Genomic DNA, 25,154 nt, shown 5'->3' with positions numbered 1-25,154 from the left:
GTCAAGCCGGGCAGATTGAAATTTTTGCGTTTACCGTATCAGGAAGGGAGATGACCTATGCAACGTTGCGGCTGGGTAAGCCAGGATCAGCTTTATATCGATTATCACGACAAGGAATGGGGCGTACCGGAAACCGACGGTAAAAAACTGTTTGAAATGATTTGCCTCGAAGGCCAGCAGGCCGGACTGTCGTGGATCACCGTTCTGAAAAAGCGTGAGAACTACCGCAAAGCCTTCCACCAGTTCGATCCGGTCGCGGTTGCCGCCATGACCGATGACGATGTGGAAAGGCTGGTTCTTGATACCGGTATTATCCGCCATCGCGGTAAAATTCAGGCCATTATTGGTAACGCACGTGCTTATCTGGCGATGGCGCAAAACGGTGAACCGTTCTCAGCCTTTGTCTGGTCGTTTGTGGATAACGAGCCGAAGGTAACGCAGGCCGCCACGCTTGCAGAGATCCCAACCTCGACCCCCGCCTCAGATGCCCTGTCGAAAGCGCTGAAAAAACGCGGCTTCAAGTTTGTGGGCACCACCATCTGTTACTCCTTTATGCAGGCCTGCGGGCTGGTCAATGACCACATTACGGGCTGCTTCTGCCATCCGGAGGGCCACCATGATCCGCAAATGGCAAAGTGAGAACACCGCGCCGCTTTTGCGTCTGTGGCTGGAAAGCACCACCGAGGCGCATCCGTTTATCGACGCAAGCTACTGGCAAGCGAATGAAGCGGTAGTGCGGGATGATTACCTTCCCGCTGCCGAGACCTGGGTCTGGGAGGAAAACGGTACCCTGTGCGGTTTTATCAGCGTCATGCAGTTCCAGTTCGTGGGAGCCTTGTTTGTCGCCCCGGCGTTCATCGGAAAGGGGATCGGGCGTGCGCTGCTGAAGCACGTTCAGCAGCGCTACCCGTATTTAACCCTGGAGGTATATCAGAAAAACGTGCGGGCGGTGAATTTCTACCATGCCCAGGGTTTTCGCATTGAAGACAGCGCCTGGCAGGATGATACCCAACACCCGACGTGGATCATGAGCTGGCAGGCGGATCAAACGCCGTCAGCGTAAGCGCTGGCCCCTGATATTTTTCCACCCATGCCAGCGCCGTATTCCCCGCGCAGCCATTCCCCAGCTTCGAGCTGGGGAGATCTTTGGTCAGCACGTTTACGGCGCCGTTCTTACAAATACCGCCCTCCTCCAGCGCCAGATCCGGCCATGCGCCCTGATGAATGCAGAAAACGCCAGGGCGGATCCCGTCACTCACCACGGCACCTGCCAGCACCTGCCCGCGCGCGTTCCAGACCCGAACGAGATCGCCGTGGTTAATCCCCCGCGCTTTTGCGTCATCGCTGTTCAGCGCAATCGGCTCACGATCGGCCACCGCATACTGCTCACGCAGAGCCGAATAGTTAAGCTGGCTGTGCAGACGATGGGCTGGATGGGCAGACAGCAGCTGAAGCTGTCCCGGCTGCGCATTGCCATGCCATTCATCCGGCTCCAGCCATGCCGGATGCGGGGGACAGTCCGCGTAGCCATAGCTGGCGATGCGTTCGCTGTAGATCACAATCTTCCCGCTTTCTGTTTTTAACGGGTGATTCTCAGGGTCGCGACGAAAATCAGCGAAGCGCACAAACCGCGCGTTCTGCTCGCTTTCCGGCATTTCGAAGAGTTGGTTTGCCTCCCAGAATTCAGCAAATGGCGGCAGCGTCACGCCCTGCGCAGCCCCGCGCTGGCTGGCAACCTGGTAAAACGTTTCCAGCCATTGCAGATCCGTTTTGCCCTCGGTGAAACGCTCGCGCCCGCCCGCTTCCCACATTTCACTCAGGTCGGCAAAGACGTCAAAATCATCCCGCGCTTCATCCCGGGGAGCCACGACGCGCTTCATCGGCACCATATGCTGGTTGCTGTAATCCCCGGTCATGGTGAGATCGTTACGCTCGAACGAGGTCGTGGCGGGCAACACGATATCGGCATGTTTGGCTGACGCGGTCCAGAAGCACTCCGAGATCACCACCAGCTCCGGTTTCTGCCAGGCACGGATCAGGCGGTTGGTATCCTGGTGATGGGTGAAGTTGGCCCCACCCGCCCACCAGACAAACTTTATATCCGGGAAATGGCGATCCTGGCCGTTATGCTGATAAAACCCGCCAGGGTTCTCCAGCGCTTCAACAATGCGTGCTACCGGAATTTTATCCACAGCGTCCACGCCACCCTGCACCGAGCCCTGCATGGAAGCCAGCACCGCGGCTTTACGCGTCGGGTTGCCGCCGTTAGCAAAGTGATAGGAAAGGCCAAAACCGCCGCCGGGGGTGCCAATCTGCCCGAGCATCGCGGCGAGCGTCACCAGCATCCAGTGTTTTTGCTCGCCAAACTGCTGGCGCTGCATCCCCCAGCCTGACATGAGCATCGTGACATGACTATGGAATAACGCCGCCAGTTCGCGGATTTTATCGGCATCAACACCGCAAATCGCCTCGGCCCACTCTGCGGTTTTCGCAATACCATCGGTTTGCCCCGTCAGATAGTCGGCAAATTTATCGAAGCCCGTGGTGCAACGCGCCAGAAATTCCGCGTCGTGCCAGCCGTTCTCCACCAGGGTGTGGGCGACGCCCAGCATCATCGCCACGTCGGTGCCCATATGCGGCGCGATCCACTCGGCGCTGTCACCGAAGAAATCCAGCGTTTCAGAACGCATCGGGTCGATACAGATGATGCGCTTGCCGCTTTTACGCAGCGCATCGAAGTAGGACACGCCCTGCTCGTCGGAGGCATTCCAGGCAATTTTCAACGTATTGAGCGGGTTGGCGCTCCACAGCACCACCACCTCCGTATGCTCCAGCACCAGCGGCCAGCTGGTCTGCTGCTGATAGACCTCATTTCCGCCTACGACATACGGCATGATCGCCTGCGCCGCACCGGTCGAGTAATCACCCAGATGGCCGGTATAGCCCCCGGCCAGGCTCATGTAGCGTTGCAGCAGGGTTGCGGCCTTATGCAGCACGCCGTTCGAGCGCCAGCCATAGGAGCCGGCAAAAATGGACGACGGGCCATAGCTGTCGCGAATGCGTTTATGCTGCGTATGGATCAACGCCAGCGCGTCATCCCAGCTCACGCGAACGAACTCATCCTGTCCGCGAATGCCCTGCGGTTTATCCGGTGACGCCAGAAAGCCTTTACGCACCATCGGCCAGCGTACACGGGTTTTGCTGTGTACCTGATCGCGAACGACGGTCTGTAAAGAGTTGTGATGGCGCGAAGGCAAAGCTCCGCGAGACGACAGCACAGTGTCGCCATCGGTTTCGACCAGCATCGGCCCCCAGTGGGCGGCGGTCAGAATGGTTTTTGTTGAGGTGCTCAAAGCGTGCGCTCCTGGTTGCGTGCAGGTGTTACGGCCTTCATTGGGGCAGTTTATGGTTTGTGACAAATTTCAGAGTTATCTATGGAATTTTCTCCGTATCCGGACGTCATAATCCACTGCCACGCCCGTCGTGGCAAAGAATAAAAAGGATTAAGGAAATAAGATGAAAAAACGCGTACTCGTTATTGCTGCTCTGGTGAGCGGCGCACTGGCTGTTTCAGGCTGCACAACCAACCCTTACACCGGCGAACGCGAAGCGGGTAAATCCGGCATTGGCGCGGGTATTGGTTCCCTGGTTGGCGCAGGCGTTGGCGCACTCTCCTCCTCCAAGAAAGATCGCGGCAAAGGCGCGCTGATTGGCGCAGCGGCAGGCGCAGCCCTAGGCGGCGGCGTGGGTTATTACATGGACGTGCAGGAAGCGAAACTGCGTGACAAAATGAAAGGTACAGGCGTGAGCGTGACGCGCAGCGGTGACAACATCATCCTGAACATGCCAAACAATGTGACCTTTGACAGCAGCAGCGCGACGCTGAAACCCGCGGGCGCGAACACCCTGACCGGCGTGGCCATGGTGCTGAAAGAGTACAACAAAACTGCCGTGAACGTGATTGGCTACACCGACAGCACCGGCAGCCACGATCTGAACATGCGTCTGTCGCAGCAGCGCGCAGATTCCGTAGCCAGCTCGCTGATCACCCAGGGCGTAGAAGCAAACCGCATCCGCACCAGCGGCATGGGTCCGGCTAACCCGATCGCCAGCAACAGCACGGCGGAAGGCAAAGCGCAGAACCGCCGCGTTGAGATTACGTTGAGTCCTGTGCAGTAGGTAAAAGCAAAACGGCAACCCCGTTGCCGTTTTTAGTTTTTGCGCCCTCTCCCGTGGGAGAGGGTTGGGGTGAGGACATCAGACCGCAACCTCCGGTAAGCGCAGCGCCACCCGGCAAATAGCTTGATTCGCCAGATTTTCCCGCTAAGGTATTCTCACTAAATTCAGAGAAATCAGCGATGAGCAAACCAACCCGGGCCACCATCAGCGATGTGGCGAAAGCCGCCAAAACCGGTAAAACCAGCATTTCACGCTACCTCAACGGCGAGAAACACCTGCTTTCCGATGCGCTGCTGGCGCGAATCGAACAGGCCATTGCCGATCTCGACTACCGTCCCAGCCTGATGGCGCGCGGCCTGAAGCGTGGTCGTACCCGCCTGATTGGCCTTATCATCGCCGATATTACCAACCCTTACTCCGTCAACGTCCTCAGCGGCATCGAAGCGGCGTGCCGTGAGAAAGGCTTTACCCCTCTGGTCTGTAACACCAATAACGAAGTTGATCAGGAGCTGCACTACCTCGATCTGCTGCGCAGTTATCAGGTCGAAGGGATTGTGGTGAATGCCGTCGGGATGCGCGAAGAAGGGCTAAATCGTCTGCAACAATCGTCTCTGCCGATGGTGCTTATTGATCGTAAAATCCCGGAATTTGCCTGCGATGTGGTCGGGCTGGATAACACCCAGGCGGCCACTACCGCCACCGAGCACCTGATTGAACAGGGTTTCGAAGCCATTCTGTTCCTGAGCGAACCGCTGGGTATGGTTAACACCCGCCGCGACCGCCTGGCTGCATTTCGTGCCACGCTGGCGCGTTATCCCGGCGTGATCGCCGAGAATGCTGAAATCCCCCTCCATGAAGCCGAACAGCTGGATAATACCCTGCGCCAGTTCCACACCCGCCATCGGGGTATGCGCAAAGCGGTGATCTCCGCGAACGGGGCGCTGACGCTTCAGGTTGCCCGCTCGCTGAAACGCATTGGCCTGCACTGGGGCAGCGACATCGGCTTACTCGGTTTTGATGAACTGGAGTGGGCAGCACTTGCGGGCGTAGGCATTACCACCCTCAAACAACCGACCTGGCAGATCGGCTATGCTGCTGTTGAACAAGTGGTTCGCCGGATTGAAGGCACCCGCGACGCCGTACGCGAGCAGGTTTTTTCCGGCGAGCTTATCGTTCGCGGCTCTACCGCCCGTTAATTCCCCCTTCGTGACAGCGATCATAAATTCAACATCCCAAACTTTTCATTGGAACCGGTTCCAACTAGCGTAATACCATCGATTACGCCCTGGAGTCAGGAAATGAGCAGGAAAATAATGGTGGTCACCGCCGCGTATGGCGCGGATCAGGTGCGACAGGCAGGCGGTCAACGGGCGATGCTTCCCGTTATTGCTGGCGCAGGCGCTGATGGCGTTGAAATCCGCCGCGAGCTTTTCAACAGCGACGAGTTGATGGCGCTGCCAGCGCTCGGCGAATCCATTGAACTGCTGGGTTTACTGGCCTGCTACTCTGCCCCGGCTCCCCTGTTTATGCCCGACGGTGCCCTCAACCCGGATCTCCCGCGCTACCTTAGCGAAGCCAGCGCCCTGAACGCGCTGTGGCTTAAAGTCTCGCTGGGTCATTTCAGCGACAAACAGCCGCCTGAAGCCCTGCGCGCACTGCTGGATGAAAGCGGTATGACGCTGGTGGTGGAAAACGACCAGACCGACTGCGGTCAGCTCGCTCCGATGCAGCGCTTTAAAGCCGCCTGCCGGGTAATGGCGCTGCCGGTCACGCTGACGTTCGATATGGGTAACTGGCTGTGGGTCGGCGACTCCCCGGAAGAGGCCGCACGTCAGCTGGCTCCCGCCATAAGCTATATTCATGTGAAAGCAGCGGTCCCGCATAAGGCGCAGTTCCGCGCCGTCGCGCCGGATCAGGCCGATTCTCGCTGGCGGGATCTGCTTAATCAACTCCCTGCCGATGCGCCACGCGGGATCGAATTTCCGCTTGAAGGGACGGACTTAACCGCCGTCACCCGCCATTACGTCAACCTGCTGCGCGAGGAGTAAAACATGCACAAGACGCTGGATGTCATCACCATCGGCGAGGCCATGGCGATGTTTGTCGCCACCGAAACGGGCGAGCTGAGCACCGTGGAGCACTTCATTAAACGTGTGGCAGGCGCCGAGCTGAATGTCGCGACCGGCCTTGCGCGGCTGGGGCTGAATGTCGGCTGGGTAAGCCGCGTGGGAAATGACAGCTTTGGTCATTTCGTTCTCGACTCGTTAAAAAAAGAGGGCATTGATGCCGAAGGCGTCACGCTCGACGGACGCTTCCCGACGGGCTTTCAGCTGAAATCTAAAGTTGAAAATGGAACCGATCCCATCGTGGAATATTTCCGCAAAGGCTCAGCGGCAAGCCATCTCTCCGTGGATGATTATCACGCCGCGTACTTCTCCTCCGCACGCCACCTGCACCTGAGCGGCGTGGCGGCGGCGCTCTCGGCCAGCTCGTACGATTTACTGGATCACGCCGCTTCGGCAATGAAAGCGCAGGGCAAAACGATCTCTTTCGATCCCAACCTGCGTCCGGTGCTGTGGAAAAGCGAAGCGGAGATGATTGAGAAACTCAACCGACTGGCGTTCCAGGCGGACTGGGTTCTGCCGGGCGTGAAAGAGGGAATGATCCTCACTGGCGAAAGTACGCCGGAGGGCATTGCTGATTTTTACCTCAACAGAGGGGTAAAAGCCGTGGTGCTGAAAACCGGTGCCGACGGCGCATGGTTTAAAACTGCCGACGGCGAGCAAGGCGCCGTCGCTGCGGTAAAAGTCGACAACGTGGTCGATACCGTAGGCGCGGGCGATGGGTTTGCCGTCGGGGTCATTAGCGCCCTGCTGGAGGGCAAACCGCTGTCACAGGCCGTGGCGCGAGGCAACAAAATTGGTTCGCTGGCAATTCAGGTGCAGGGCGACAGCGAAGGCCTGCCAACCCGCGCGCAGCTTAACGACTAAATCCCCTCACCCCGGCCCTCTCCCCAAAGGGGAGAGGGTGCAAGTCATCCCCTCGCCCCTTTGGGGAGAGGGTTAGGGTGAGGGGTTAACAACCTCAACAACAGAGGCAAGCCTATGAACAGTTCGACCAATGCAGTAAAACGCTGGTGGTACATCATGCCAATCGTGTTTATCACGTACAGCCTGGCGTACCTGGATCGTGCCAACTTTAGTTTTGCATCCGCCGCAGGGATCAACGAAGACCTGGGGATCACCAAAGGGGTTTCCTCCCTGCTGGGCGCCCTCTTCTTCCTGGGTTATTTCTTCTTCCAGATCCCCGGCGCGATTTACGCCGAACGCCGCAGCGTGCGAAAACTCATTTTCATCTGCCTGATCTTATGGGGTGCCTGTGCGTCGCTCACTGGCGTGGTGAATAACATCCCTGCTCTGGCGGCCATTCGCTTTATTCTCGGCGTGGTTGAGGCGGCCGTCATGCCAGCAATGCTGATTTACATCAGCAACTGGTTTACTAAATCTGAGCGTTCACGCGCCAATACTTTCCTGATACTTGGTAACCCGGTCACCGTGCTGTGGATGTCGGTGGTTTCCGGCTATCTGATCCAGTCCTTCGGCTGGCGCGAGATGTTCATCATTGAAGGGGTTCCCGCGATTATCTGGGCTTTCTGCTGGTGGGTGCTGGTGAAAGATAAGCCAGCCCAGGCAAAATGGCTTTCTGAGGACGAAAAAGCCGCACTCCAGGCGCAGCTGGATAAAGAGCAGCAGGGGCTTAAAGCGGTGCGTAACTACGGCGAAGCCTTCCGCTCCCGGAACGTCATCCTGCTGTGCGCACAGTATTTTACCTGGAGTATTGGCGTGTACGGCTTTGTGCTGTGGCTGCCGTCGATCATCCGCAGCGGCGGTGAAAACCTTGGCATGGTGGAAGTAGGCTGGCTGTCATCGGTGCCTTACCTGGCTGCGACCATCGCAATGATTATTGTCTCCTGGGCATCGGACAAGCTGCAAAACCGTAAGCTGTTCGTCTGGCCACTGCTGCTGATCGCTGCTTTTGCCTTCATTGGCTCCTGGGCCGTGGGCGCGAATCACTTCTGGGCCTCCTATACGCTGCTGGTGATTGCGGGTGCGGCTATGTATGCCCCGTATGGTCCGTTCTTTGCCATCATCCCGGAAATGCTGCCGCGTAACGTCGCAGGGGGCGCAATGGCGCTGATCAACAGTATGGGTGCGCTGGGTTCGTTCTTTGGCTCGTGGTTTGTGGGCTATCTGAACGGCGCCACCGGCAGCCCGTCGGCCTCTTACATCTTTATGGGGGTGGCGCTTTTTGCCTCGGTATGGCTTACTCTGATCGTTAAGCCTGCTAATAATCAACAGCTACCCGTCGGCGCACGCCACGCCTGAATCCTTTTAAAATCAACGGAGATTAGCATGAAGCCGTCCGTCATTTTGTACAAAGCACTGCCTGATGATCTGCAAAAACGCCTGGAGGAACACTTTACCGTTACCCGGGTAAAGAACCTCAGCCCGGAAACCGTGGCACAGCACGCCGACGCGTTTGCCAGCGCCGAGGGCCTGCTGGGTTCAAGCGAAAAGGTGGATGCGGCGCTGCTGGAGAAAATGCCGAAGCTTCGTGCCACCTCAACCGTTTCTGTGGGATACGACAATTTCGACGTGGATGCGCTTAACGCGCGCAACATCCTGCTGATGCACACGCCACATGCCCTGACGGAGACCGTCGCCGACACGCTAATGGCGCTGGTGCTCAGCACCGCCCGCCGCGTGGTGGATGTGGCCGAGCGCGTGAAAGCGGGCGAATGGACGAAAAGCATTGGTCCGGACTGGTTCGGCGTGGACGTTCATGGCAAAACGCTGGGCATCGTAGGGATGGGCCGTATCGGGCTGGCGCTGGCACAGCGCGCGCATTTTGGCTTCAACATGCCGATCCTGTACAACGCGCGCCGCCACCACAGTGAAGCTGAAGAACGTTTTAACGCCCGCTACTGCGAGCTTGATACGCTGTTGCAGGAAGCCGACTTTGTCTGCCTGATCCTGCCGCTGACGGATGAAACGCGTCATCTGATCGGCAAAGCGGCGTTTGAAAAGATGAAGAAATCGGCCATTTTCATCAATGCGGGTCGCGGCCCGGTGGTCGATGAGAAGGCGCTGATTGAGGCACTGCAAAACGGTGAGATCCACGCCGCCGGTCTGGACGTGTTTGAACAGGAGCCGCTGCCGGTGGACTCTCCGCTGCTGACCATGCCGAACGTCGTCGCCCTGCCCCACATCGGCTCTGCGACTCACGAAACACGCTACAACATGGCGGCGACTGCGGTAGATAACCTGATTGCCGCGCTCGGCGGTAAAGTGGATAAGAACTGCGTTAACCCGCAGATACAACATTAGAAACGAAAAAACCCGCCAGAAGGCGGGTTTTTGAATTTTGTGCTACTGGGTTGGAAGCTTACAGGCTTACAACGTTACCAGCTGCTGGGCCTTTAGCGCCGCTTTCGATGGTGAAGGAAACTTTCTGACCTTCATCCAGAGATTTGTAGCCATCGTTCTGGATAGCAGAGAAGTGTACGAACACGTCTTTAGAGCCATCGTCAGGAGTGATGAAGCCGAAACCTTTATCAGCGTTGAACCATTTTACCAGACCAGTCATTTTAGCAGACATAGAAATTACCTTATTAAAAATATATTGTGCCTTCCGGCTTGATGGATTGCGTTACAGATTTTTAAGCGATGAAGGAAGGGTCACTACGAAGGGTATCTATGGATAACAATCTGGACTGCTTTACTAAACTGCTTTAGGTCTGTGTAACAAACCGACGAACATAGTTATACCGATATGGTAGATGAATGACAAGCGTTATTTTCATCAAGCATAAAAAACCCCGCCGAAGCGGGGGGTTTCTTATTCCGTTGCAGCGACCGCTGCGCTCCAGGCCTGGCTAAAGGCCTGATGCTGGGATGCGAGCGGCCCAATCAGCGCGTTGTACTGGCTCGCCTGCTGGGAGGTCGGGAACTGGATACCATTAGAGACGAAGCTCACCTGCGTACCTTGTTCACTAATAAAGTCGCCCACCTGAACCAGCTGCTGAGTAAACACCTGCGCCGCCGGGATCAGCGGTTGCAAAGCGTTTGACGGTTTGGTCACCACTTTCTCATACACCTGGTCATAGACCGGTTTGAGATCCTCGCCCTGTTTCAACGCGGAACGCGAAGCATCAGCCTGCATTTTTGCATTTTGTAGCTGCTGGCTCAGTACCCCAAGCGCGCCATTTGACTGGCGAAGCGGTTCACGCTGGGTCAGATAATCCTGTGGAACGCGGATGGCATTCACGCTATCCACGACCGGGCGAATACCGGAATCCATCGCCTGGCTGACCTGCTGTGAATAGCCATACAGAATGGCGTAATCCGACACGAATGGACCAAACTGTTTTTTCTGATCCGCAGTCAGCGTTGGTAAACGCTCGCCGCTACGCATCACTGTATTCTGTAGAAAATCGATAAACGCTTTGCGCTGATCGCCTTCTTTATCGAAACACCCACTCAGGCTAACCACCATCAACAACGCCGCAATAGGCGCAAACCAGCGAGAGCAGGACTTTCCTGTCGCCATTTTATTACTCCTTTCACCCAAAAAAGCGCACACCGGCACACGCGTGCCCAACGCTGACAAGAATAGTCCAGGTCAGCCTTGCAAGATAGAGTTTTCATGCAAAACGGGTATTCCCGTTTTTGTACTGACTATTTACAAAAAAATACCTGTGCATCTCTACATATGATTAATCAGGTAATTAGCATAACTATCCATATAGCTGAAACGCGTAAAGCGATCGTTATCGCACAATTAATCACAGCCGTGACGATCCTGTGTTTGGTTTAGGGACTATTCTTAACAGGCTCTCTGATGTTCATGATCCCGATGTGTGATTTATGAGGAGTTCTCAATGGAATTAAAAGATCCTGAGTTTGAGCTGCTGAGCAGCCTGGAACAAATTATTTTTAAAGATGTACCGCCGACAGTAACCCTGAATCAAAAGTCCAATCCTTTTAGTGAATTTGAGCGTTTACGTAAAGGATCGGGCCTGAAAACAGATGAATTCGCAAGAGCGATGGGTGTCAGCGTAGCGATGGTACTGGAGTGGGAGTCAAAACGTGAAAAACCTACCCCAGCCGAGCTAAAGCTGATGCGCCTGATCCAGGCAAACCCTGACCTTCGCAAGCAGTTAGCCTGATAAAGTTTGTTTGCCCCCGCCCTTGCGGGGGCTTGTGTTTACAGGCTTTCACATCGCCATCCCGACTCTTCCCATATCAATTCATGCGTCAGCTTTAACCCTGCCAGAAAGGCTTCATCGTGCGTCACCACCAGCAGCGCGCCGGGGAAATCGGCTAAGGCCGCTTCAATGGCCTGAACAGAGGCCAGATCAAGATGGTTGGTCGGCTCATCCAGAAGCAACAGCTGCGTTGCCGCTTCACGCCACAATACGCAGGCCAGCGCGGCCTTCAGCCGCTCCCCGCCACTCAGTTCGGCCAGGGGAAGGGTTACTTTCTCCGCACCCAGATGGAGCTGCGCTAAACGGGTACGCAGTGCCCCCTCTTCGAGCGGGGTATTGCAAAGGCTAAGGTGCGTCATCACCGACTGCGACAGATCCAGCCGGGAAAGATGCTGATCGAGATAAGCACGCCTGACGGAAACCTTACAACTTCCCGTAACTGGCGCGGTTTCGCCCAAAATCACCTTCAACAGCGTGGATTTCCCACAGCCGTTCGGCCCGCGTAGCGCCACGCGCATCGGGCCATCCATTCGCCAGTTTATCGGGGGGACAGGCACGTGCGGAAGCACCAGTTCTTCCAGTACCAGCACCTGTTTCCCTTCCGGGATTTGACTGCCCGGCAGGGTAAACATCACCGCGTTATCCTCTTCAACCCGCTCGCGTGCCTGGTTAACCGCAGCGTTCAGAGCATGATTTTGATCGCTATGCTGCTTTTTCCAGGAACCAATACGCTCTTTCGCCGCCCCTTTATATTTGACCCGTTCAAACGAGGCGATGTTAAGGCTGTCGACGGTGCGAAGCGTTTTGGCTGAACGCCGCTGGCTGTCGTCATGCTCTTTATGCATACGGGCGCGGGTACGCTTGCGCTCGGTGGCAGCATGCTCCAGCGCGGCGCGGGCAGCCTGTTGCTCAGCATCACGCTGGGTTCGATAGTCAGCATAATTCCCGCCGTAGCTGTGCAAGCCCAACGCGCTCAGTTCAAGGATACGCGGTACCTGGGCTAGCAACTCACGGTCGTGAGAGGCCACCAGCACCCCGCCCTGATACCGGGAAAGCTGCTCGTAGAACCACATGCGGCCTTGCCTGTCGAGGTGGTTGGTCGGCTCGTCCAGCAGCAGGTAATCAGCATCCGCGGTGAATGCGCCGCACAGCAAGGCACGAATACGCTCGCCGCCGCTCAGCTCTGCCGCAAGCTTATTCGGGTCAAATGGGGGAAGTTTTGCAGCGATAAAAGCATGGCTCAGCCGTTCAGCCAGATCCCAGTAACCGTCGAGCGTGTCGAGATCGTCGGGTTCATAATGACCGCTGTCGATGCGCGTGCGCGCCGCAAAGATCGCGTCGTATCCGAGCAGTTCGGCGAGAGTGGTATCCGCAGAAATATCCTGCTGCTGCGCCACGTAGACGTGTTTACCAAAGCGCTCAATATGACCGCTGGCGGGTTCATCAACCCCAGCCAGCAGCCGCAGCAGGCGTGTTTTACCGCTGCCGTTGCGGCCAACCAGCGCGCACACTGACGCATCCAGAGAAAGATTCAGTGGACCGAAAAGGATATCGCCCGTCGCAAACTGACAGGTGACCTGATGCAAAATAAAAGAGGGGGACTGCGCAAAATGAGCCATAAGCACTCCTGAATGAAATCAAAACATCCCCTGCCGACGCGGTGCGTTGAGCAAGGATCGAAATTCATCAGTCGTGTTTGTTCATTTTTGGGGGGCGCTCCTGAGGGCAAAATTTAACGGGAACAAGGATAACGGCAATGCGCCGTCCATTTCAAGGTTAAATTTTCACCAGCGCTAATGCCCGAGCGTAAAAAACCCGCCGAAGCGGGTCTCTCGATCAGATAAACGCAAACGCATCGCCGAACAGACGATCTTCCCGCGCGTCACGCTCGTTGCAGAACAGGTCGCGGGCAATTTTCGCCATTTCGAAGCGACCGGCGATGTAGATATCGTGCCCGGCCAGCGTCCCGTGATCCTGCAATACCGCAGTCAGCACCGTACCGCTACGCCCGCGCCAGCCCTCTTCCGGCTGCTCGACAACCGGCTCAATGCGCAGGTTAGGATGATTTACGCTCAGCGCTTCCAGCTCAGACAGATCGTAAAGGTGCTTCTCTTCGCGGCCACCCCAGTAGATGGTGATATCGCGATTTGGGTTGCGCGCCAGCGCAGTCAGCAAAATAGAGCGGACATAAGAGAAGCCCGTGCCACCGGCAATCAGGATCAGCGGACGGTCTTCATCTTCACGCAGCCAGGCCTCGCCATGAGGAATATCGACCACAATTTCACGCTCTTTCAGGATGCGGTCCATCACGGCCATCGCGTACAGGTTAAGCTCAGACGCACCAATATGCAGCTCAATAAATTCCTGCTCTGCTGGCGTTGAGGCCATAGAGAAAGGACGCTTATCACGCTCGTCCATCACGACCATCAGGTACTGACCGGCACGGAATGAAAATGCCGCTTCAGGAACCAAACGGACGCGATATACGGTGTCGGTAATAGCATCTACCGACGTCACTTTACAGCTTAAGGTTGTCATTCGCTCTCTCTGTCGGGAAGTCTATAGGGCTAAACGGTCTTATTCTGCCTTACCGTTATTCATTATGGCCAGCTCGTCCCAGATCGCGTCAATTCGCGCGGTCACGGCAGGATCTTTCTTGATCGGGCGACCCCATTCACGGTCGGTTTCGCCAGGCCATTTGTTCGTGGCATCCAGTCCCATTTTTGAGCCAAGGCCGGAAACCGGCGAGGCAAAGTCCAGATAATCAATCGGTGTGTTTTCCACTATAACCGTATCACGCGCCGGATCCATACGCGTGGTAATGGCCCAGATGACGTCGTTCCAGTCGCGGGCATTGACGTCATCATCGCAGACAATCACAAACTTGGTATACATAAACTGGCGCAGGAAAGACCATACGCCCATCATCACGCGTTTAGCATGACCGGCATACTGCTTCTTCATCGTAACCACCGCCAGGCGATACGAACACCCTTCCGGCGGCAGATAAAAATCAACAATTTCCGGGAACTGCTTTTGCAGGATCGGCACAAACACTTCGTTTAGCGCCACGCCCAGCACCGCCGGTTCATCCGGTGGACGGCCAGTATAGGTGGAGTGATAAATCGCATCTTCACGCTGGGTAATGTGCGTGACGGTGAACACCGGGAAGTTGTCCACTTCGTTGTAATAGCCGGTGTGGTCGCCGTATGGCCCTTCAGGTGCCAGCTCGCCCTGTTCGAGGTAACCTTCCAGCACAATCTCCGCGCTGGCTGGCACTTCCAGGTCATTGGAGATGCACTTCACCACTTCGGTTTTGGTGCCGCGCAGCAGCCCAGCGAAGGCATATTCAGACAGCGTATCAGGAACGGGCGTAACCGCCCCAAGAATGGTGGCCGGATCGGCACCCAGCGCGACCGAAACCGGGAAACGTTCGCCCGGATGGGCCTCGCACCACTCCTGGAAATCCAGCGCCCCACCGCGATGGGACAACCAGCGCATGATGAGCTTGTTTTTGCCAATCAGCTGCTGTCGATAAATGCCGAGGTTTTGACGCTCTTTATGCGGCCCACGCGTAACGGTGAGGCCCCAGGTGATCAGCGGCGCAGCATCTTCAGGCCAGCACTGCATGATGGGAATTTTGGTCAGATCAACCGCATCGCCTTCCAGCACTTTTTGCTGGCATGGCGCACCGCGCAGGCGTTTGGTAGGCATGTTCAACACCTGCTTAAACTGCGGCAGCTTGTCGAACAGATCACGGAACCCTTTTGGCGGCTCCGGCTCTTTCAGAAAGGCCAGCAGTTTGCCCACTTCACGCAACGCCGTGACATCTTCCTGCCCCATTCCCAGCGCCACGCGGCGAGGTGTGCCAAACAGGTTGCACAGCACCGGCATGGTGTAGCCTATTGGGTTTTCAAACAGCAACGCCGGACCGCCCGCGCGCAGGGTACGGTCAGCAATTTCTGTCATTTCCAGATACGGATCAACAGGAAGCGTAATGCGTTTGAGTTCGCCCTGCTTTTCCAGCAGCGCCAGGAAGTCGCGTAGATCGTGGTATTTCATGCAGTTAATCATGGCCTCTCTGTAAGCGCTTCATTATACGGCGTAAGACCGCGTGATGCTGTAATTTTGTTAAATTAGCGTGAACTTCCACGACTTACTCTCTTTTTCGCCATTATAATCACCTTAGCGATCCCGCCAGGGTTTTGGTATGCTTGCGCCCCGAACAATGGGAAGAGTGATTATGCAGGCCTGGTATTTACTGTATTGCAAACGCGGGCAACTTCAGCGCGCGCAGGAACATCTTGAACGTCAGTCTGTTAACTGCCTGACACCGGTGATCACGCTTGAAAAAATGCAGCGTGGCAGACGCACGACCGTCAGTGAGCCTCTGTTCCCGAATTACCTGTTCGTCGAGTTCGACCCTGAAGTGATCCACACCACGACGATCAGCGCCACCCGCGGCGTCAGCCATTTTGTGCGTTTTGGCGCCCATCCGGCAAGAGTACCGTCATCGGTTATTCATCAGCTTTCTGTTTACCAGCAGCCTGACGATATTACCGATCCGGAAACCCCTTATGCTGGCGACAGCGTGGTGATCACCGAAGGCGCCTTTGAAGGTTTACAGGCTATCTTCGCTGAGCCGGACGGTGAAGCGCGCTCCATGCTGCTGCTCAACCTGTTGAATAAAGAGGTGTTGCAGAGCGTTAAAAACACCGATTTCCGCAAAGTTTAGAACTGCACGCCGAACAGACGACGCACGTTATCATCGGTTTGTGCTGCCAGCCACTGCGCATCCTCTCCGCGCCAGTGCGCCACGCTTTCAGCAATGTGTCCCAGGTAGGCCGGTTCATTACGTCGTGATGGCGGTTTGGGCTGCATATCCCGGGGCAACAGGTACGGCGCATCCGTTTCAAGCAGCAAGCGATCGGCCGGGATAACGGGCAACAGCGCGCGAAGTTCCAGCCCACGACGTTCATCACACACCCAGCCGGTAATACCCAGATAAAGCCCGCGGTCCAGGCAATCCAGCGCCTCCTGACGGGAGCCTGTAAAGCAGTGCAACACCGCTCCCGGCAATTTCTCCAGCCAGGGTTCCAGCAGCGCCAGAAAACGTTCATGGGCATCGCGACAGTGCATAAATACCGGCATCTCCCGCTCTGCTGCCAGCGCGAGCTGGGCGGTAAACGCCTTTTCCTGCTCTTCAGGCGTCGAGAAGTTACGGTTGAAATCAAGCCCGCATTCGCCAATGGCAACCACTTCAGGCGTATCCGCCAGGTGATAAAGCGTCTCAGCGCTGACCTGCGTCCACTGGCTGCTGTCATGAGGATGCACGCCTGCGGTAGACCAGCAGTGCTGATAGCGTTGCGCCAGCTGCTGTGCCTGCGCACTCTCGTGCAGACTGGTCCCCGTCAGTAACAGCCCGTTCACACCGGCGGCAAAGGCGCGCGCCACCACCTCATCGCGGTCTTTCGCAAACTGGCTGCTGGTCAGGTTAAGCCCGATATCAAACATACGTTTCCCCATATGACAACCGCCCTGACGGGCGGCTGGTTTTATTCTTTCGTGGTCTCTTCAGACGGCTCGTCTTCTTCGTCCCGGGTACGCCCCTTTCCGACGTAGAAACGTGCGAAGAACACGCCGACTTCAAACAGACAGTACATGGGTATCGCCAGTAAGGTTTGCGAGAAGACGTCCGGTGGCGTTAATAGCATCCCTACGACAAATGCCCCCACCAGGATATACGGGCGCTTCTTACGCAGATCTTCAGGCGTAGTCACGCCGACCCAGCAGAGCAGGACAATCGCTACGGGCACCTCAAAGGCGACACCAAAGGCCATAAACAGCGCCATGACAAAACTGAGGTAGCTGGCGATATCTGTCGACACCTGTACCCCTTCCGGCGCGGTATGCGTCAGGAAGCCAAAGGCCAGCGGAAAGACAACGAAGTAGGCAAACGCCATGCCGATATAAAACAGCAACGAACTGGACACCAGCAGTGGAATAACCAGCTTGCGTTCATGCCTGTACAGGGCAGGCGCCACAAATGCCCAGACCTGATACAAAATGACCGGCGCAGAGGCAATCAACGACACCCAGAAGGTCAGCTTAATAGGGGTAAAGAATGGCGAGGCAACGTCCGTTGCAATCATCGTCGCGCCCAGCGGCATCTGTTTAATCAGCGGTGCAGAAACCACCTGATAAATATCGTTGGCAAAATAGACCAGACATAAAAAAATGAGGAAAACCGCAATGATGCAGTTTAACAGGCGCTTACGCAGCTCAATGAGGTGCGTAATGAGCGGTTGAGTATCATCTACTGCCATGTTTACGCTTTATCACTCGACGAGGGGGATGATTCGGAAACGGGCGCGGCGGGTTTTACCTCAGCCGTTTTGACCACGGGCTCTTCCGGCGGCACCTGTTTTTTCATTTCAGGCTCCTGCGGCGTTTGCTCAGGTGAAGCAGCCTGATGCTCTGCGCTGGAAGGCGTCACACCCTCGCGCTGCTCTTCGCTGCCCTTCACCACCGGATTATGGATGGTGTTAGCTTCATCGCTCGCTTTCTCAGTGCTGTAGGAACGCTTCATGGATTCAGCCGCTTCGCGCAGCTCGTCCATTGAGGCCTTCAGTTCCGGCGTCAGGTTGTCCATGCTCGCCTTTTCAACCTTTTTCAGGCTGTCCTGAAATTCCTGAAGCTTTAGCTCCTGCGCCAGCTCGTTCTGCACGGTAGTTGCCAGCGAGCGAAGCGCACGCACCCAGCCTACGACGGTTTTCACCGCAACGGGTAAACGCTGCGGCCCCAACACGATAAGACCAATCACAAAGACCAGCAGTAACTCACTAAAACCAATGTCGAACACGAATTACACCTGCTCTTTATCGTGACGTTTAGCCTCTTCCTTTTTGGCTTCGTCCTGCTTATCGGCGATGGATTTAGCGGTAAAATCAGCATCCTGACTGGCTTTTTCCTGCTTATTCTCATCATCGCTCATGGCTTTCTTGAAGCCTTTGATTGACGCGCCCAGGTCGGAACCGATTGATCCGAGTTTTTTCGTGCCAAACAGCAGCACAACGATGACGGCAATGATCACTAACTGCCAGATACTGATACCACCCATGCGTGTTCCCCAGTGATAGATGATTAATTAGTCAGATCGCATTATACGTATGCAATCCCTCGATAGCGACGCTAATTCAGCGCGTTTTTCGCCAGCCAGCAAGCCAGACAACCACACCAGCAGCCATAATCCAGGCTGGCATCATTTCCCAGTCCGGACGATTGATCAACAGCAACGTGCCGCTTATCAGCAGCGTCGCGCCAATTCCGAAGAGATAGCGGGACTGCCCCTGACGCACGCGACTGGATTGAAGCTCGTGCGCGATTTTATCCATGCTGTGCTGAAGGTTCTTGCTCTGACGCAAACTGTCGTAAACCAGTTCAGGAATTTCAGGCATTTTTTCAATCCAGAACGGGCCTTTCTCTTTAAGCGAGCGAACCAGCGCAGGAATGCCGACCTGATCCTTAATCCAGGATTCAAGGAACGGTTTCGCGGTTTTCCACAAGTCTAACTGAGGATAGAGCTGGCGGCCTACGCCCTCAACGTAAAGTAGTGTTTTCTGAAGTAAAACTAATTGTGGCTGCACTTCCATATTGAAACGGCGTGCGGTGTTGAACAGGTTGAGCAGAACGTGTCCGAAAGAGATCTCCGAGAGCGGCTTTTCAAAAATCGGCTCACAGACGGTGCGGATCGCAAATTCAAACTCTTCCACGTTGGTATCGGGTGGAACCCAGCCTGAATCTACGTGCAGTTCGGCCACCTTACGGTAGTCGCGGTTGAAGAACGCGATAAAGTTTTCAGCGAGATAACGCTTATCTTCTTTATTCAGCGAGCCGACTATTCCGCAGTCGATGCCGATGTACTTCGGATCTTCCGGGTGCTCATAGCTGACGAAAATATTGCCCGGGTGCATATCAGCATGGAAGAAGCTGTCGCGGAAAACCTGCGTGAAGAAGACCTGCACGCCGCGCTCGGCCAGCAGCTTCATGTTGGTGCCCTGTTTTTCCAGCGCCACCACGTCCGAGACCGGAATACCGTAGATACGTTCCATCACCATCATGTTCTGACTGCAATAGTCAGAATAGACTTCAGGAACATACAGCATCGGGCTGTCTTCAAAGTTACGACGCAGCTGAATGGCGTTCGCCGATTCACGCAGCAGGTTAAGCTCGTCAATCAGCGTTTTTTCATACTCCCGCACCACTTCCAGCGGACGCAGACGGCGGCCATCCGGCAACAGACGCGGCACCCAGCGAGCCAGGCGATAGATCAGCTTCATGTCCGCTCTGATAACCGGCAGGATATCCGGGCGAATCACCTTAATGACCACCTCTTTGCCATTCTCTTTCAGGCGCGCGGTGTGTACCTGCGCAATTGAAGCAGAGGCCAGAGGCTGAATGTCGAAATCATCAAACCAGGTCTCGATGGGGATATTGCCCATCGCTTCTTCGATTTGTTTCTTTGCTCTCTCGCCATCAAACGGGGCGACGCGGTCCTGCAACAGGGCGAGCTGATCGGCAATTTGCGGCGGGAAAAGATCGCGACGTGTTGAGAGCATCTGCCCAAACTTGATCCAGACCGGGCCTAGCTCCTGCAACGCAAGACGCAGCCGTGCGCCCAGTTCCTGATCCTTATGGCGATTCGGCATCCAGAACAGCGTGCGCCGCCAAAGCCGAAGCGGCAGGGTGATACGCATTCTGGGGATAAGCTCGTCTAGCCCGTAGCTCAAAAAGGTGCGAACGATAAAATAGAGGCGCCGAATTTCACCAGGCGTCATTTGCCCTCCAGTTTTTCCAGCCGTTTGGTTAACGCATCAACTGCGCGCTCAACTGCCGCGGTCTCTTCTGCAAACCAGGCGACTTCTAAAGGCCCCGGTGCCATACGCCACTCTTCGGTCAGCACCTCGGCAGCATAGCGCTGTTGACGAAGCAGACCTTTACGCAGGAAAGCGGAACCTGTGCGCAGCGTTTTGCTTATACCTTCAGCCGCGATATCGCCGATATACGGCGCCAGCAGTTCCGCCGGGTCGAATTCAGCCAGATCGCTGAGTGCAACGAAATTCTGAACCACCTGAATATCGCCTTCGACCTCCAGTTCACCGCTGCGAATAAGTGCCGTCATCTGCTGACGGTCACGCAGTTTTGGCAAAACGCTCATGTGCGTAATTACCGAGCAGTCAGCCTCGCCTTCCCACTCCCCCAGAACGTCAAGCTGGCGTTCGCTGAAGACCAGCACAAGCGGCGTCGAGAACTCCTTTAAAACGATACGCAGTACCTTTCCGTTAAGCCGCTGACGTGCGGTTTTCAGCGCAGGTGCGCGATACAGAAAGGCATTCAGTACATTCTCGATGCCTGCGGTGACTAAGGGTTTAATGGGCACGGGAAACCTCCACTCAGAACTTGTAACCACGATGCAGCGCGACGACACCCGCCGTCATATTGAAGTATTCCACGTTTTCAAACTCCGCATCCTGCATCATTGCTTTCAGCGTGTCCTGATCCGGGTGCATTCGGATAGATTCGGCCAGATAACGGTAACTTTCTGCATCGTTCGCCACCAGCTCGCCAATGCGCGGCAGGACGTGGAAGGAATAGGCATCGTAAGCTTTGCTCAGCGGGTCGATAATCGGTTTAGAGAACTCGAGCACCAGCAGGCGTCCACCGGGCTTCAGCACACGGTACATCGAGCGCAGCGCTTTATCTTTATCGGTCACGTTACGCAGACCGAAAGAGATGGTGATGCAGTCGAACGTATTGTCCGGGAACGGCAGCGCTTCGGCGTTCGCCTGAACATATTCAACATTGCCTACCACGCCGATGTTACGCAGCTTTTCGCGCCCCATTTTCAGCATGGAGTCGTTGATATCCGCCAGCACCACACGACCGGTTTCGCCCACCAGACGGGAGAATTTTGCGGTCAGATCGCCTGTTCCCCCGGCTAAATCCAGCACCGTTTGTCCACGGCGCACGCCGCTGCAATCAATGGTGAAGCGCTTCCACAAGCGATGAATGCCGAATGACATCAAATCATTCATCACATCGTACTTCGCCGCCACGGAATGAAATACGTGGGCCACCATGTCAGCTTTCTGCGCTTTGGCGACAGTTTGAAAGCCAAAGTGCGTTGTGTCTTGTGAATCGTCAACCATCTCAGAGCCTGCTAATCAGTCAAATGTTCGTGAAGTGTAACAGATTGGGCGCATTTGCCCTACGTTTCAACTACCGTGAAAGAAACGCGCTGGCTGGGATTCAGGGGATAAACTCGCCGCTAAATCGTTGTCTTCATTGCGGGTCTTTTGTTCAGCGTCGCCTTCGCGAAGACGAAACTCTTCATCCTGAGCGGTAGCCTGCTCCACCAGTTCCGGATTAATCTCGCGTTTCACTTCCACCCCAAGGCTGCGAAACGCCTCCGCCTGCGCCAGCAAATTGCCGCGCCCGGAGGAGAGTTTTTTCATCGCCTGGCGGTAGTTATCCTGCGCGCGATCCAGGCTTTGCCCCACCGAGGACATATCGTCCACAAACAGCCGCATTTTGTCGTACAGCTTGCTGGCGCGATCGGCAATCTGCTGCGCGTTACGGCTTTGGTGCTCATAGCGCCACAGGTTGGCAATGGTACGTAACGCCACCAGCAGCGTGGTGGGGCTGACCAGCATAATGTTATTTTTCAGCGCTTCGGTGATCAGTTCAGGCTGTCTGTCGAGCGCCAGCAGGAAGGCTGGCTCGACCGGAATGAACATCAGCACATAATCCAGCGATCGCAGCCCCGGCAGTTGCTGATAATCTTTCCTGCCCAGCAGACGGATATGGTTACGCACGGAGGCGATGTGCTCCTGCAACGCGGATTCGCGGGTGTAGTCATCCTCCGCGTTGAAGTAGCGCTCATAGGCCACCAGCGTCATTTTGGCGTCGATGACCACATCTTTGCCCTGCGGCAGACGAACAATGACATCCGGCTGCATCCGCGAGCGCGCATCGTTCTCAATGCTGACCTGCGTTTCGTACTCGTATCCTTCGCGCAGGCCAGAGGCCTCCAGCACGCGCGTCATGACCACTTCGCCCCAGTTTCCCTGCGCTTTGTTATCACCTTTGAGCGCGCGCGTCAGGTTAACCGCCTCCTGCGCCATCTGGGCATTCAGCTGCTGGAGGTTACGAATTTCATGCGCCAGCGTGTGGCGTTCCCGGGCTTCCTGACCAAAGCTGTCCTGCACCTGACGGCGAAAGCCGTCCAGCTGTTCTCGCAGCGGCGTGAGCAGGCTGTTCAGGCTCTGGCGATTCTGTTCGTCAACGCGGCGGTTGCTGTGCTCAAAAATGCGGTTGGCGAGGTTCTCAAACTGCTCGCTAAGGCGCTGCTCGCTGTTGATCATCTGGCGGATTTTGTCTTCCGCATGCAGTTGGGTGGATTCAAGGCGGGTGGTCACTTCGCGGAGATCGGCCTCCAGCGAGGTATTGATATCACGCAGGTTGCGCAGCTCGTTATTAAGCAGTTCGCACTCGTCGCGCCAGTGGTCGCTCAGCGCAAGCTGCTGTTTCGTCGCGCTGAGTTCGGCGACGATCTCTTCGCGCTCTGCCAGCTGTTCGGCTTTCTGCTGGGCGTGCTGGTAACTGGCAATGAGCCAGCCCATTCCCACGCTCACCAGCGCAATTACCATATAAATCAGGACTGAGATATCCACAATGCCCCCTGCATCCACGTCTGACCCGCACAAAATAGAATTGTGCTGTATAAACGTCCAGTTTGAAAGGGTTTTCCTGCGAGGCGCTACGCAAAAAATAAAGGCCGAACGTGTCGGCCTTTTATCTCAGAGAGGAGGACTAGATCAGACGACGAGCCGCTTCCACCACGATTTTCACCGCATGGCTTTCGGTCTGCTTCATGGTTTCGGCGTTCGGGATCTCCTGCTGGGTACGGTTGACGATAACGCCCGCCACCATACCGGCACGCAGACCCTGGCTTGCGCACATGGTCAGCAGCGTTGCAGATTCCATCTCGTAGTTCATCACGCCCATGGACTGCCACTCTTCCATAGAGCCTTTGAAGCGGCTCACCACGCGACCAGAGAAGGTGTCGTAACGCTCCTGGCCCGGGTAGAAGGTGTCGGAAGAGGCGGTTACGCCCACGTGAGTGGTTGCGCCTACGGATTTCGCCGCTTCAACCAGCGCGGTGGTGCATGCAAAATCAGCCACTGCCGGGAATTCCATCGGTGCAAAGTGCAGGCTTGCCCCGTCCAGACGCACGGATGCGGTGGTAACCAGCACGTCGCCGACGTTGATGTGCGGCTGAATGGCGCCGGTGGTGCCGATACGCAGGAAAGTACGAATGCCCAGCTGCGCCAGCTCTTCAACGGCAATAGAGGTAGACGGACCACCGATACCGGTAGAGCACACAATCACCGCTTTGCCATCCAGCTCTGCGCGCCAGGTGGTGAATTCACGATGGGCAGCCAGCTTGACCGGCTTATCCATCAGCGCGGCGATCTTTTCCACACGCTCCGGATCGCCAGGGACGATAGCGAGCGTAGCCCCTTGTAAATCGTTTTTAGTGAGGCCGAGATGAAAAACATCAGACTTAGACATAGGTGACTCCTCTGTGGGTCGGTTTGTCAGAAGAAGTAAAACGGTACTTTACAGAAGCGGTAAGCATAATTTCGTGACACACCTCACCATGAATGAAAATGATTGCATTAAATTTCCATCAAAAAGTGATTCACATCACATTAACAAGTTATATCGACAGGTGCTGCACAAAAGATAGACCGTTTAAGGCACTGTGGGTTGTTAACCTGGTGTCTATATTTACCTTTGCGCTAACTCATTGGTACGGAGAATGCCATGACTGAAAAAACCGGATTTGCACCTGCTGCGGCTCCGCATGCTTCAACCATCGTCTCAACCTCAGAAGAGGCCATTACCGCAGGCGAGACCTCCATTCCCTCGCAGGGGGAAAATATGCCTGCTTATCACGCGCGGCCAAAGTCGGCAGACGGCCCGCTGCCCATCGTGATTGTGGTTCAGGAGATTTTCGGCGTTCACGAACATATTCGCGATATCTGCCGCCGTCTGGCGCTGGAAGGGTATCTGGCCGTTGCGCCAGAACTCTATTTTCGTCAGGGCGATCCCAATGACTACAGCGATATCCCAACGCTGTTCAGTAACCTGGTGAGCAAAGTCCCGGATGCGCAGGTGCTGGCCGATCTCGACCACGTTGCCAGCTGGGCGGCGCGCAACGGCGGTGACCCGCATCGCTTAATGGTGACCGGCTTCTGCTGGGGCGGACGCATCAGCTGGCTGTACGCCGCGCATAACCCGCAGCTCAAAGCGGCCGTGGCCTGGTACGGCAAACTGGTGGGCGAAAAGACCCTGAACTCGCCGAAACATCCGGTTGATATCGCAACGGATTTAAATGCCCCGGTGTTAGGGCTTTATGGCGGCCAGGATACCGGCATTCCGCTTGATACCGTCGAGACCATGCGCCACGCGCTACGCGCGGCAAACGCGACGGCGGAGATCGTGGTGTACCCGGATGCCGGGCACGCGTTTAACGCCGATTATCGTCCGAGCTATCACGCGGAGTCGGCGAAAGATGGCTGGCAGAGGATGCTGGCGTGGTTTAGCCAGTACGGCGGGAAGAAATAATTGCTTTGCAGCCCCG

General features: G+C 55.9%; 26 protein-coding genes. 11 read left to right on the top strand and 15 right to left on the bottom strand.

Translation table 11 applies throughout. The annotated features are described in order from the left end of the window. The first annotated feature begins 57 nt into the window (after positions 1–57). Both tag and ACOTX7_RS09945 read left to right on the top strand, forming a co-directional pair. Positions 58–639, top strand: coding sequence for a DNA-3-methyladenine glycosylase I (gene tag, locus ACOTX7_RS09950; protein ID WP_047355026.1), 582 nt, complete (start codon positions 58–60; stop codon positions 637–639). Further along, entirely contained in the window at positions 617–1,063 is a 447-nt protein-coding gene (locus tag ACOTX7_RS09945) for an N-acetyltransferase (RefSeq protein ID WP_221256766.1), read from the top strand. Before tag ends, ACOTX7_RS09945 begins: the two co-directional genes overlap by 23 nt. Here the strand turns inward: ACOTX7_RS09945 and ACOTX7_RS09940 are convergent. Continuing rightward, positions 1,026–3,353, bottom strand: coding sequence for a molybdopterin guanine dinucleotide-containing S/N-oxide reductase (locus ACOTX7_RS09940; protein WP_221813411.1), 2,328 nt, complete (start codon positions 3,351–3,353; stop codon positions 1,026–1,028). The two genes, ACOTX7_RS09945 and ACOTX7_RS09940, sit on opposite strands and share 38 nt — an antisense overlap. A gap of 163 nt (positions 3,354–3,516) precedes the next feature. Between ACOTX7_RS09940 and ACOTX7_RS09935 the strand changes: the two genes are divergently transcribed. The 6 genes from ACOTX7_RS09935 to ghrB all read left to right on the top strand — a co-directional run bounded on the left by ACOTX7_RS09935 (position 3,517) and on the right by ghrB (position 9,566). Beyond that, complete coding sequence (locus ACOTX7_RS09935; RefSeq protein WP_032674158.1) at positions 3,517–4,179, top strand: OmpA family lipoprotein; 663 nt, start codon at positions 3,517–3,519, stop codon at positions 4,177–4,179. A gap of 179 nt (positions 4,180–4,358) precedes the next feature. Continuing rightward, on the top strand, positions 4,359–5,375 hold the full coding sequence (locus tag ACOTX7_RS09930) for a LacI family DNA-binding transcriptional regulator (RefSeq protein WP_221256764.1): 1,017 nt from the start codon (positions 4,359–4,361) through the stop codon (positions 5,373–5,375). A gap of 102 nt (positions 5,376–5,477) precedes the next feature. Further along, the gene (locus tag ACOTX7_RS09925) at positions 5,478–6,227 is read left to right on the top strand and encodes a sugar phosphate isomerase/epimerase family protein (RefSeq protein WP_221256763.1); all 750 of its coding nucleotides are present in this window, start codon (positions 5,478–5,480) and stop codon (positions 6,225–6,227) included. Positions 6,228–6,230: 3 nt separating this feature from the next. Next, positions 6,231–7,169, top strand: coding sequence for a sugar kinase (locus ACOTX7_RS09920; RefSeq protein ID WP_221813410.1), 939 nt, complete (start codon positions 6,231–6,233; stop codon positions 7,167–7,169). Positions 7,170–7,283: 114 nt separating this feature from the next. Then, positions 7,284–8,564, top strand: coding sequence for an MFS transporter (locus ACOTX7_RS09915; RefSeq protein ID WP_001089079.1), 1,281 nt, complete (start codon positions 7,284–7,286; stop codon positions 8,562–8,564). A gap of 27 nt (positions 8,565–8,591) precedes the next feature. Then, entirely contained in the window at positions 8,592–9,566 is a 975-nt protein-coding gene (gene ghrB / locus ACOTX7_RS09910; RefSeq protein WP_221256761.1) for a glyoxylate/hydroxypyruvate reductase GhrB, read from the top strand. Positions 9,567–9,624: 58 nt separating this feature from the next. Here ghrB and cspE read toward each other — a convergent pair whose 3' ends face one another. Together cspE and ACOTX7_RS09900 are read right to left on the bottom strand one after the other, a co-directional pair. Continuing rightward, complete coding sequence (gene cspE, locus ACOTX7_RS09905) at positions 9,625–9,837, bottom strand: transcription antiterminator/RNA stability regulator CspE (protein WP_003860775.1); 213 nt, start codon at positions 9,835–9,837, stop codon at positions 9,625–9,627. A 240-nt stretch (positions 9,838–10,077) separates the two neighbouring features. Beyond that, entirely contained in the window at positions 10,078–10,788 is a 711-nt protein-coding gene (locus tag ACOTX7_RS09900) for a DUF3053 domain-containing protein (protein ID WP_006812337.1), read from the bottom strand. Positions 10,789–11,119: 331 nt separating this feature from the next. Between ACOTX7_RS09900 and ACOTX7_RS09895 the strand changes: the two genes are divergently transcribed. Then, the gene (locus ACOTX7_RS09895; protein WP_003860776.1) at positions 11,120–11,407 is read left to right on the top strand and encodes an HTH-type transcriptional regulator; all 288 of its coding nucleotides are present in this window, start codon (positions 11,120–11,122) and stop codon (positions 11,405–11,407) included. A 38-nt stretch (positions 11,408–11,445) separates the two neighbouring features. Here ACOTX7_RS09895 and ACOTX7_RS09890 read toward each other — a convergent pair whose 3' ends face one another. From ACOTX7_RS09890 to ubiD, 3 genes are all read right to left on the bottom strand, one after another. Further along, positions 11,446–13,065, bottom strand: coding sequence for an ABC-F family ATP-binding cassette domain-containing protein (locus tag ACOTX7_RS09890; protein ID WP_221256760.1), 1,620 nt, complete (start codon positions 13,063–13,065; stop codon positions 11,446–11,448). A 217-nt stretch (positions 13,066–13,282) separates the two neighbouring features. Then, a complete protein-coding gene (gene fre / locus ACOTX7_RS09885) occupies positions 13,283–13,984 on the bottom strand; it encodes an NAD(P)H-flavin reductase (protein ID WP_006812340.1) in 702 nt (233 codons plus the stop codon). A 39-nt stretch (positions 13,985–14,023) separates the two neighbouring features. Then, positions 14,024–15,520, bottom strand: coding sequence for a 4-hydroxy-3-polyprenylbenzoate decarboxylase (ubiD, locus tag ACOTX7_RS09880; RefSeq protein WP_221256759.1), 1,497 nt, complete (start codon positions 15,518–15,520; stop codon positions 14,024–14,026). A gap of 169 nt (positions 15,521–15,689) precedes the next feature. Here ubiD and rfaH point away from each other — a divergent pair, with 169 nt between their 5' ends. After that, positions 15,690–16,181 carry a transcription/translation regulatory transformer protein RfaH gene (gene rfaH, locus ACOTX7_RS09875; RefSeq protein WP_001149538.1) on the top strand — a complete coding sequence of 164 codons (492 nt, stop codon included), beginning with the start codon at positions 15,690–15,692 and terminating at the stop codon, positions 16,179–16,181. Here rfaH and tatD read toward each other — a convergent pair. The 9 genes from tatD to udp form a co-directional block, all read right to left on the bottom strand. Then, positions 16,178–16,960, bottom strand: a complete 783-nt coding sequence (gene tatD, locus ACOTX7_RS09870; protein ID WP_221256758.1) for a 3'-5' ssDNA/RNA exonuclease TatD — start codon at positions 16,958–16,960, stop codon at positions 16,178–16,180. The two genes, rfaH and tatD, sit on opposite strands and share 4 nt — an antisense overlap. A 41-nt stretch (positions 16,961–17,001) precedes the next feature. Further along, positions 17,002–17,772, bottom strand: coding sequence for a Sec-independent protein translocase subunit TatC (gene tatC / locus ACOTX7_RS09865; protein WP_006812344.1), 771 nt, complete (start codon positions 17,770–17,772; stop codon positions 17,002–17,004). A 2-nt stretch (positions 17,773–17,774) separates the two neighbouring features. Continuing rightward, the gene (gene tatB / locus ACOTX7_RS09860) at positions 17,775–18,308 is read right to left on the bottom strand and encodes a Sec-independent protein translocase protein TatB (protein ID WP_221813406.1); all 534 of its coding nucleotides are present in this window, start codon (positions 18,306–18,308) and stop codon (positions 17,775–17,777) included. 3 nt (positions 18,309–18,311) lie between these two features. Beyond that, positions 18,312–18,566: a Sec-independent protein translocase subunit TatA gene (gene tatA / locus ACOTX7_RS09855; RefSeq protein ID WP_006812346.1), complete on the bottom strand. Its 255-nt coding sequence runs from the start codon at positions 18,564–18,566 to the stop codon at positions 18,312–18,314. A 76-nt stretch (positions 18,567–18,642) separates the two neighbouring features. Then, entirely contained in the window at positions 18,643–20,283 is a 1,641-nt protein-coding gene (gene ubiB / locus ACOTX7_RS09850; protein WP_047355017.1) for a ubiquinone biosynthesis regulatory protein kinase UbiB, read from the bottom strand. Beyond that, positions 20,280–20,885 (bottom strand): ubiquinone biosynthesis protein UbiJ, encoded by a 606-nt coding sequence (gene ubiJ / locus ACOTX7_RS09845; protein WP_221256757.1) that lies wholly within the window; start codon positions 20,883–20,885, stop codon positions 20,280–20,282. Before ubiJ ends, ubiB begins: the two co-directional genes overlap by 4 nt. 13 nt (positions 20,886–20,898) lie before the next feature. Next, the gene (gene ubiE / locus ACOTX7_RS09840) at positions 20,899–21,654 is read right to left on the bottom strand and encodes a bifunctional demethylmenaquinone methyltransferase/2-methoxy-6-polyprenyl-1,4-benzoquinol methylase UbiE (RefSeq protein ID WP_003860790.1); all 756 of its coding nucleotides are present in this window, start codon (positions 21,652–21,654) and stop codon (positions 20,899–20,901) included. Between the two features lie 66 nt (positions 21,655–21,720). Beyond that, positions 21,721–23,178 carry a DNA recombination protein RmuC gene (gene rmuC, locus ACOTX7_RS09835; RefSeq protein ID WP_032674161.1) on the bottom strand — a complete coding sequence of 486 codons (1,458 nt, stop codon included), beginning with the start codon at positions 23,176–23,178 and terminating at the stop codon, positions 21,721–21,723. A gap of 139 nt (positions 23,179–23,317) precedes the next feature. Further along, positions 23,318–24,079 carry a uridine phosphorylase gene (udp, locus tag ACOTX7_RS09830; RefSeq protein ID WP_112012606.1) on the bottom strand — a complete coding sequence of 254 codons (762 nt, stop codon included), beginning with the start codon at positions 24,077–24,079 and terminating at the stop codon, positions 23,318–23,320. Between the two features lie 255 nt (positions 24,080–24,334). Between udp and ACOTX7_RS09825 the strand changes: the two genes are divergently transcribed. Next, complete coding sequence (locus ACOTX7_RS09825) at positions 24,335–25,138, top strand: dienelactone hydrolase family protein (protein ID WP_006812349.1); 804 nt, start codon at positions 24,335–24,337, stop codon at positions 25,136–25,138. Positions 25,139–25,154: the final 16 nt, after the last annotated feature.

The organism is Enterobacter cloacae complex sp. IR5418, from assembly GCF_049238105.1.
Taxonomy (GTDB): Bacteria; Pseudomonadota; Gammaproteobacteria; order Enterobacterales; family Enterobacteriaceae; genus Enterobacter; species Enterobacter hormaechei.
The sequence above is the reverse complement of the archived record's forward strand: the minus strand, read 5'-3'. Positions and strand labels throughout refer to the sequence as shown.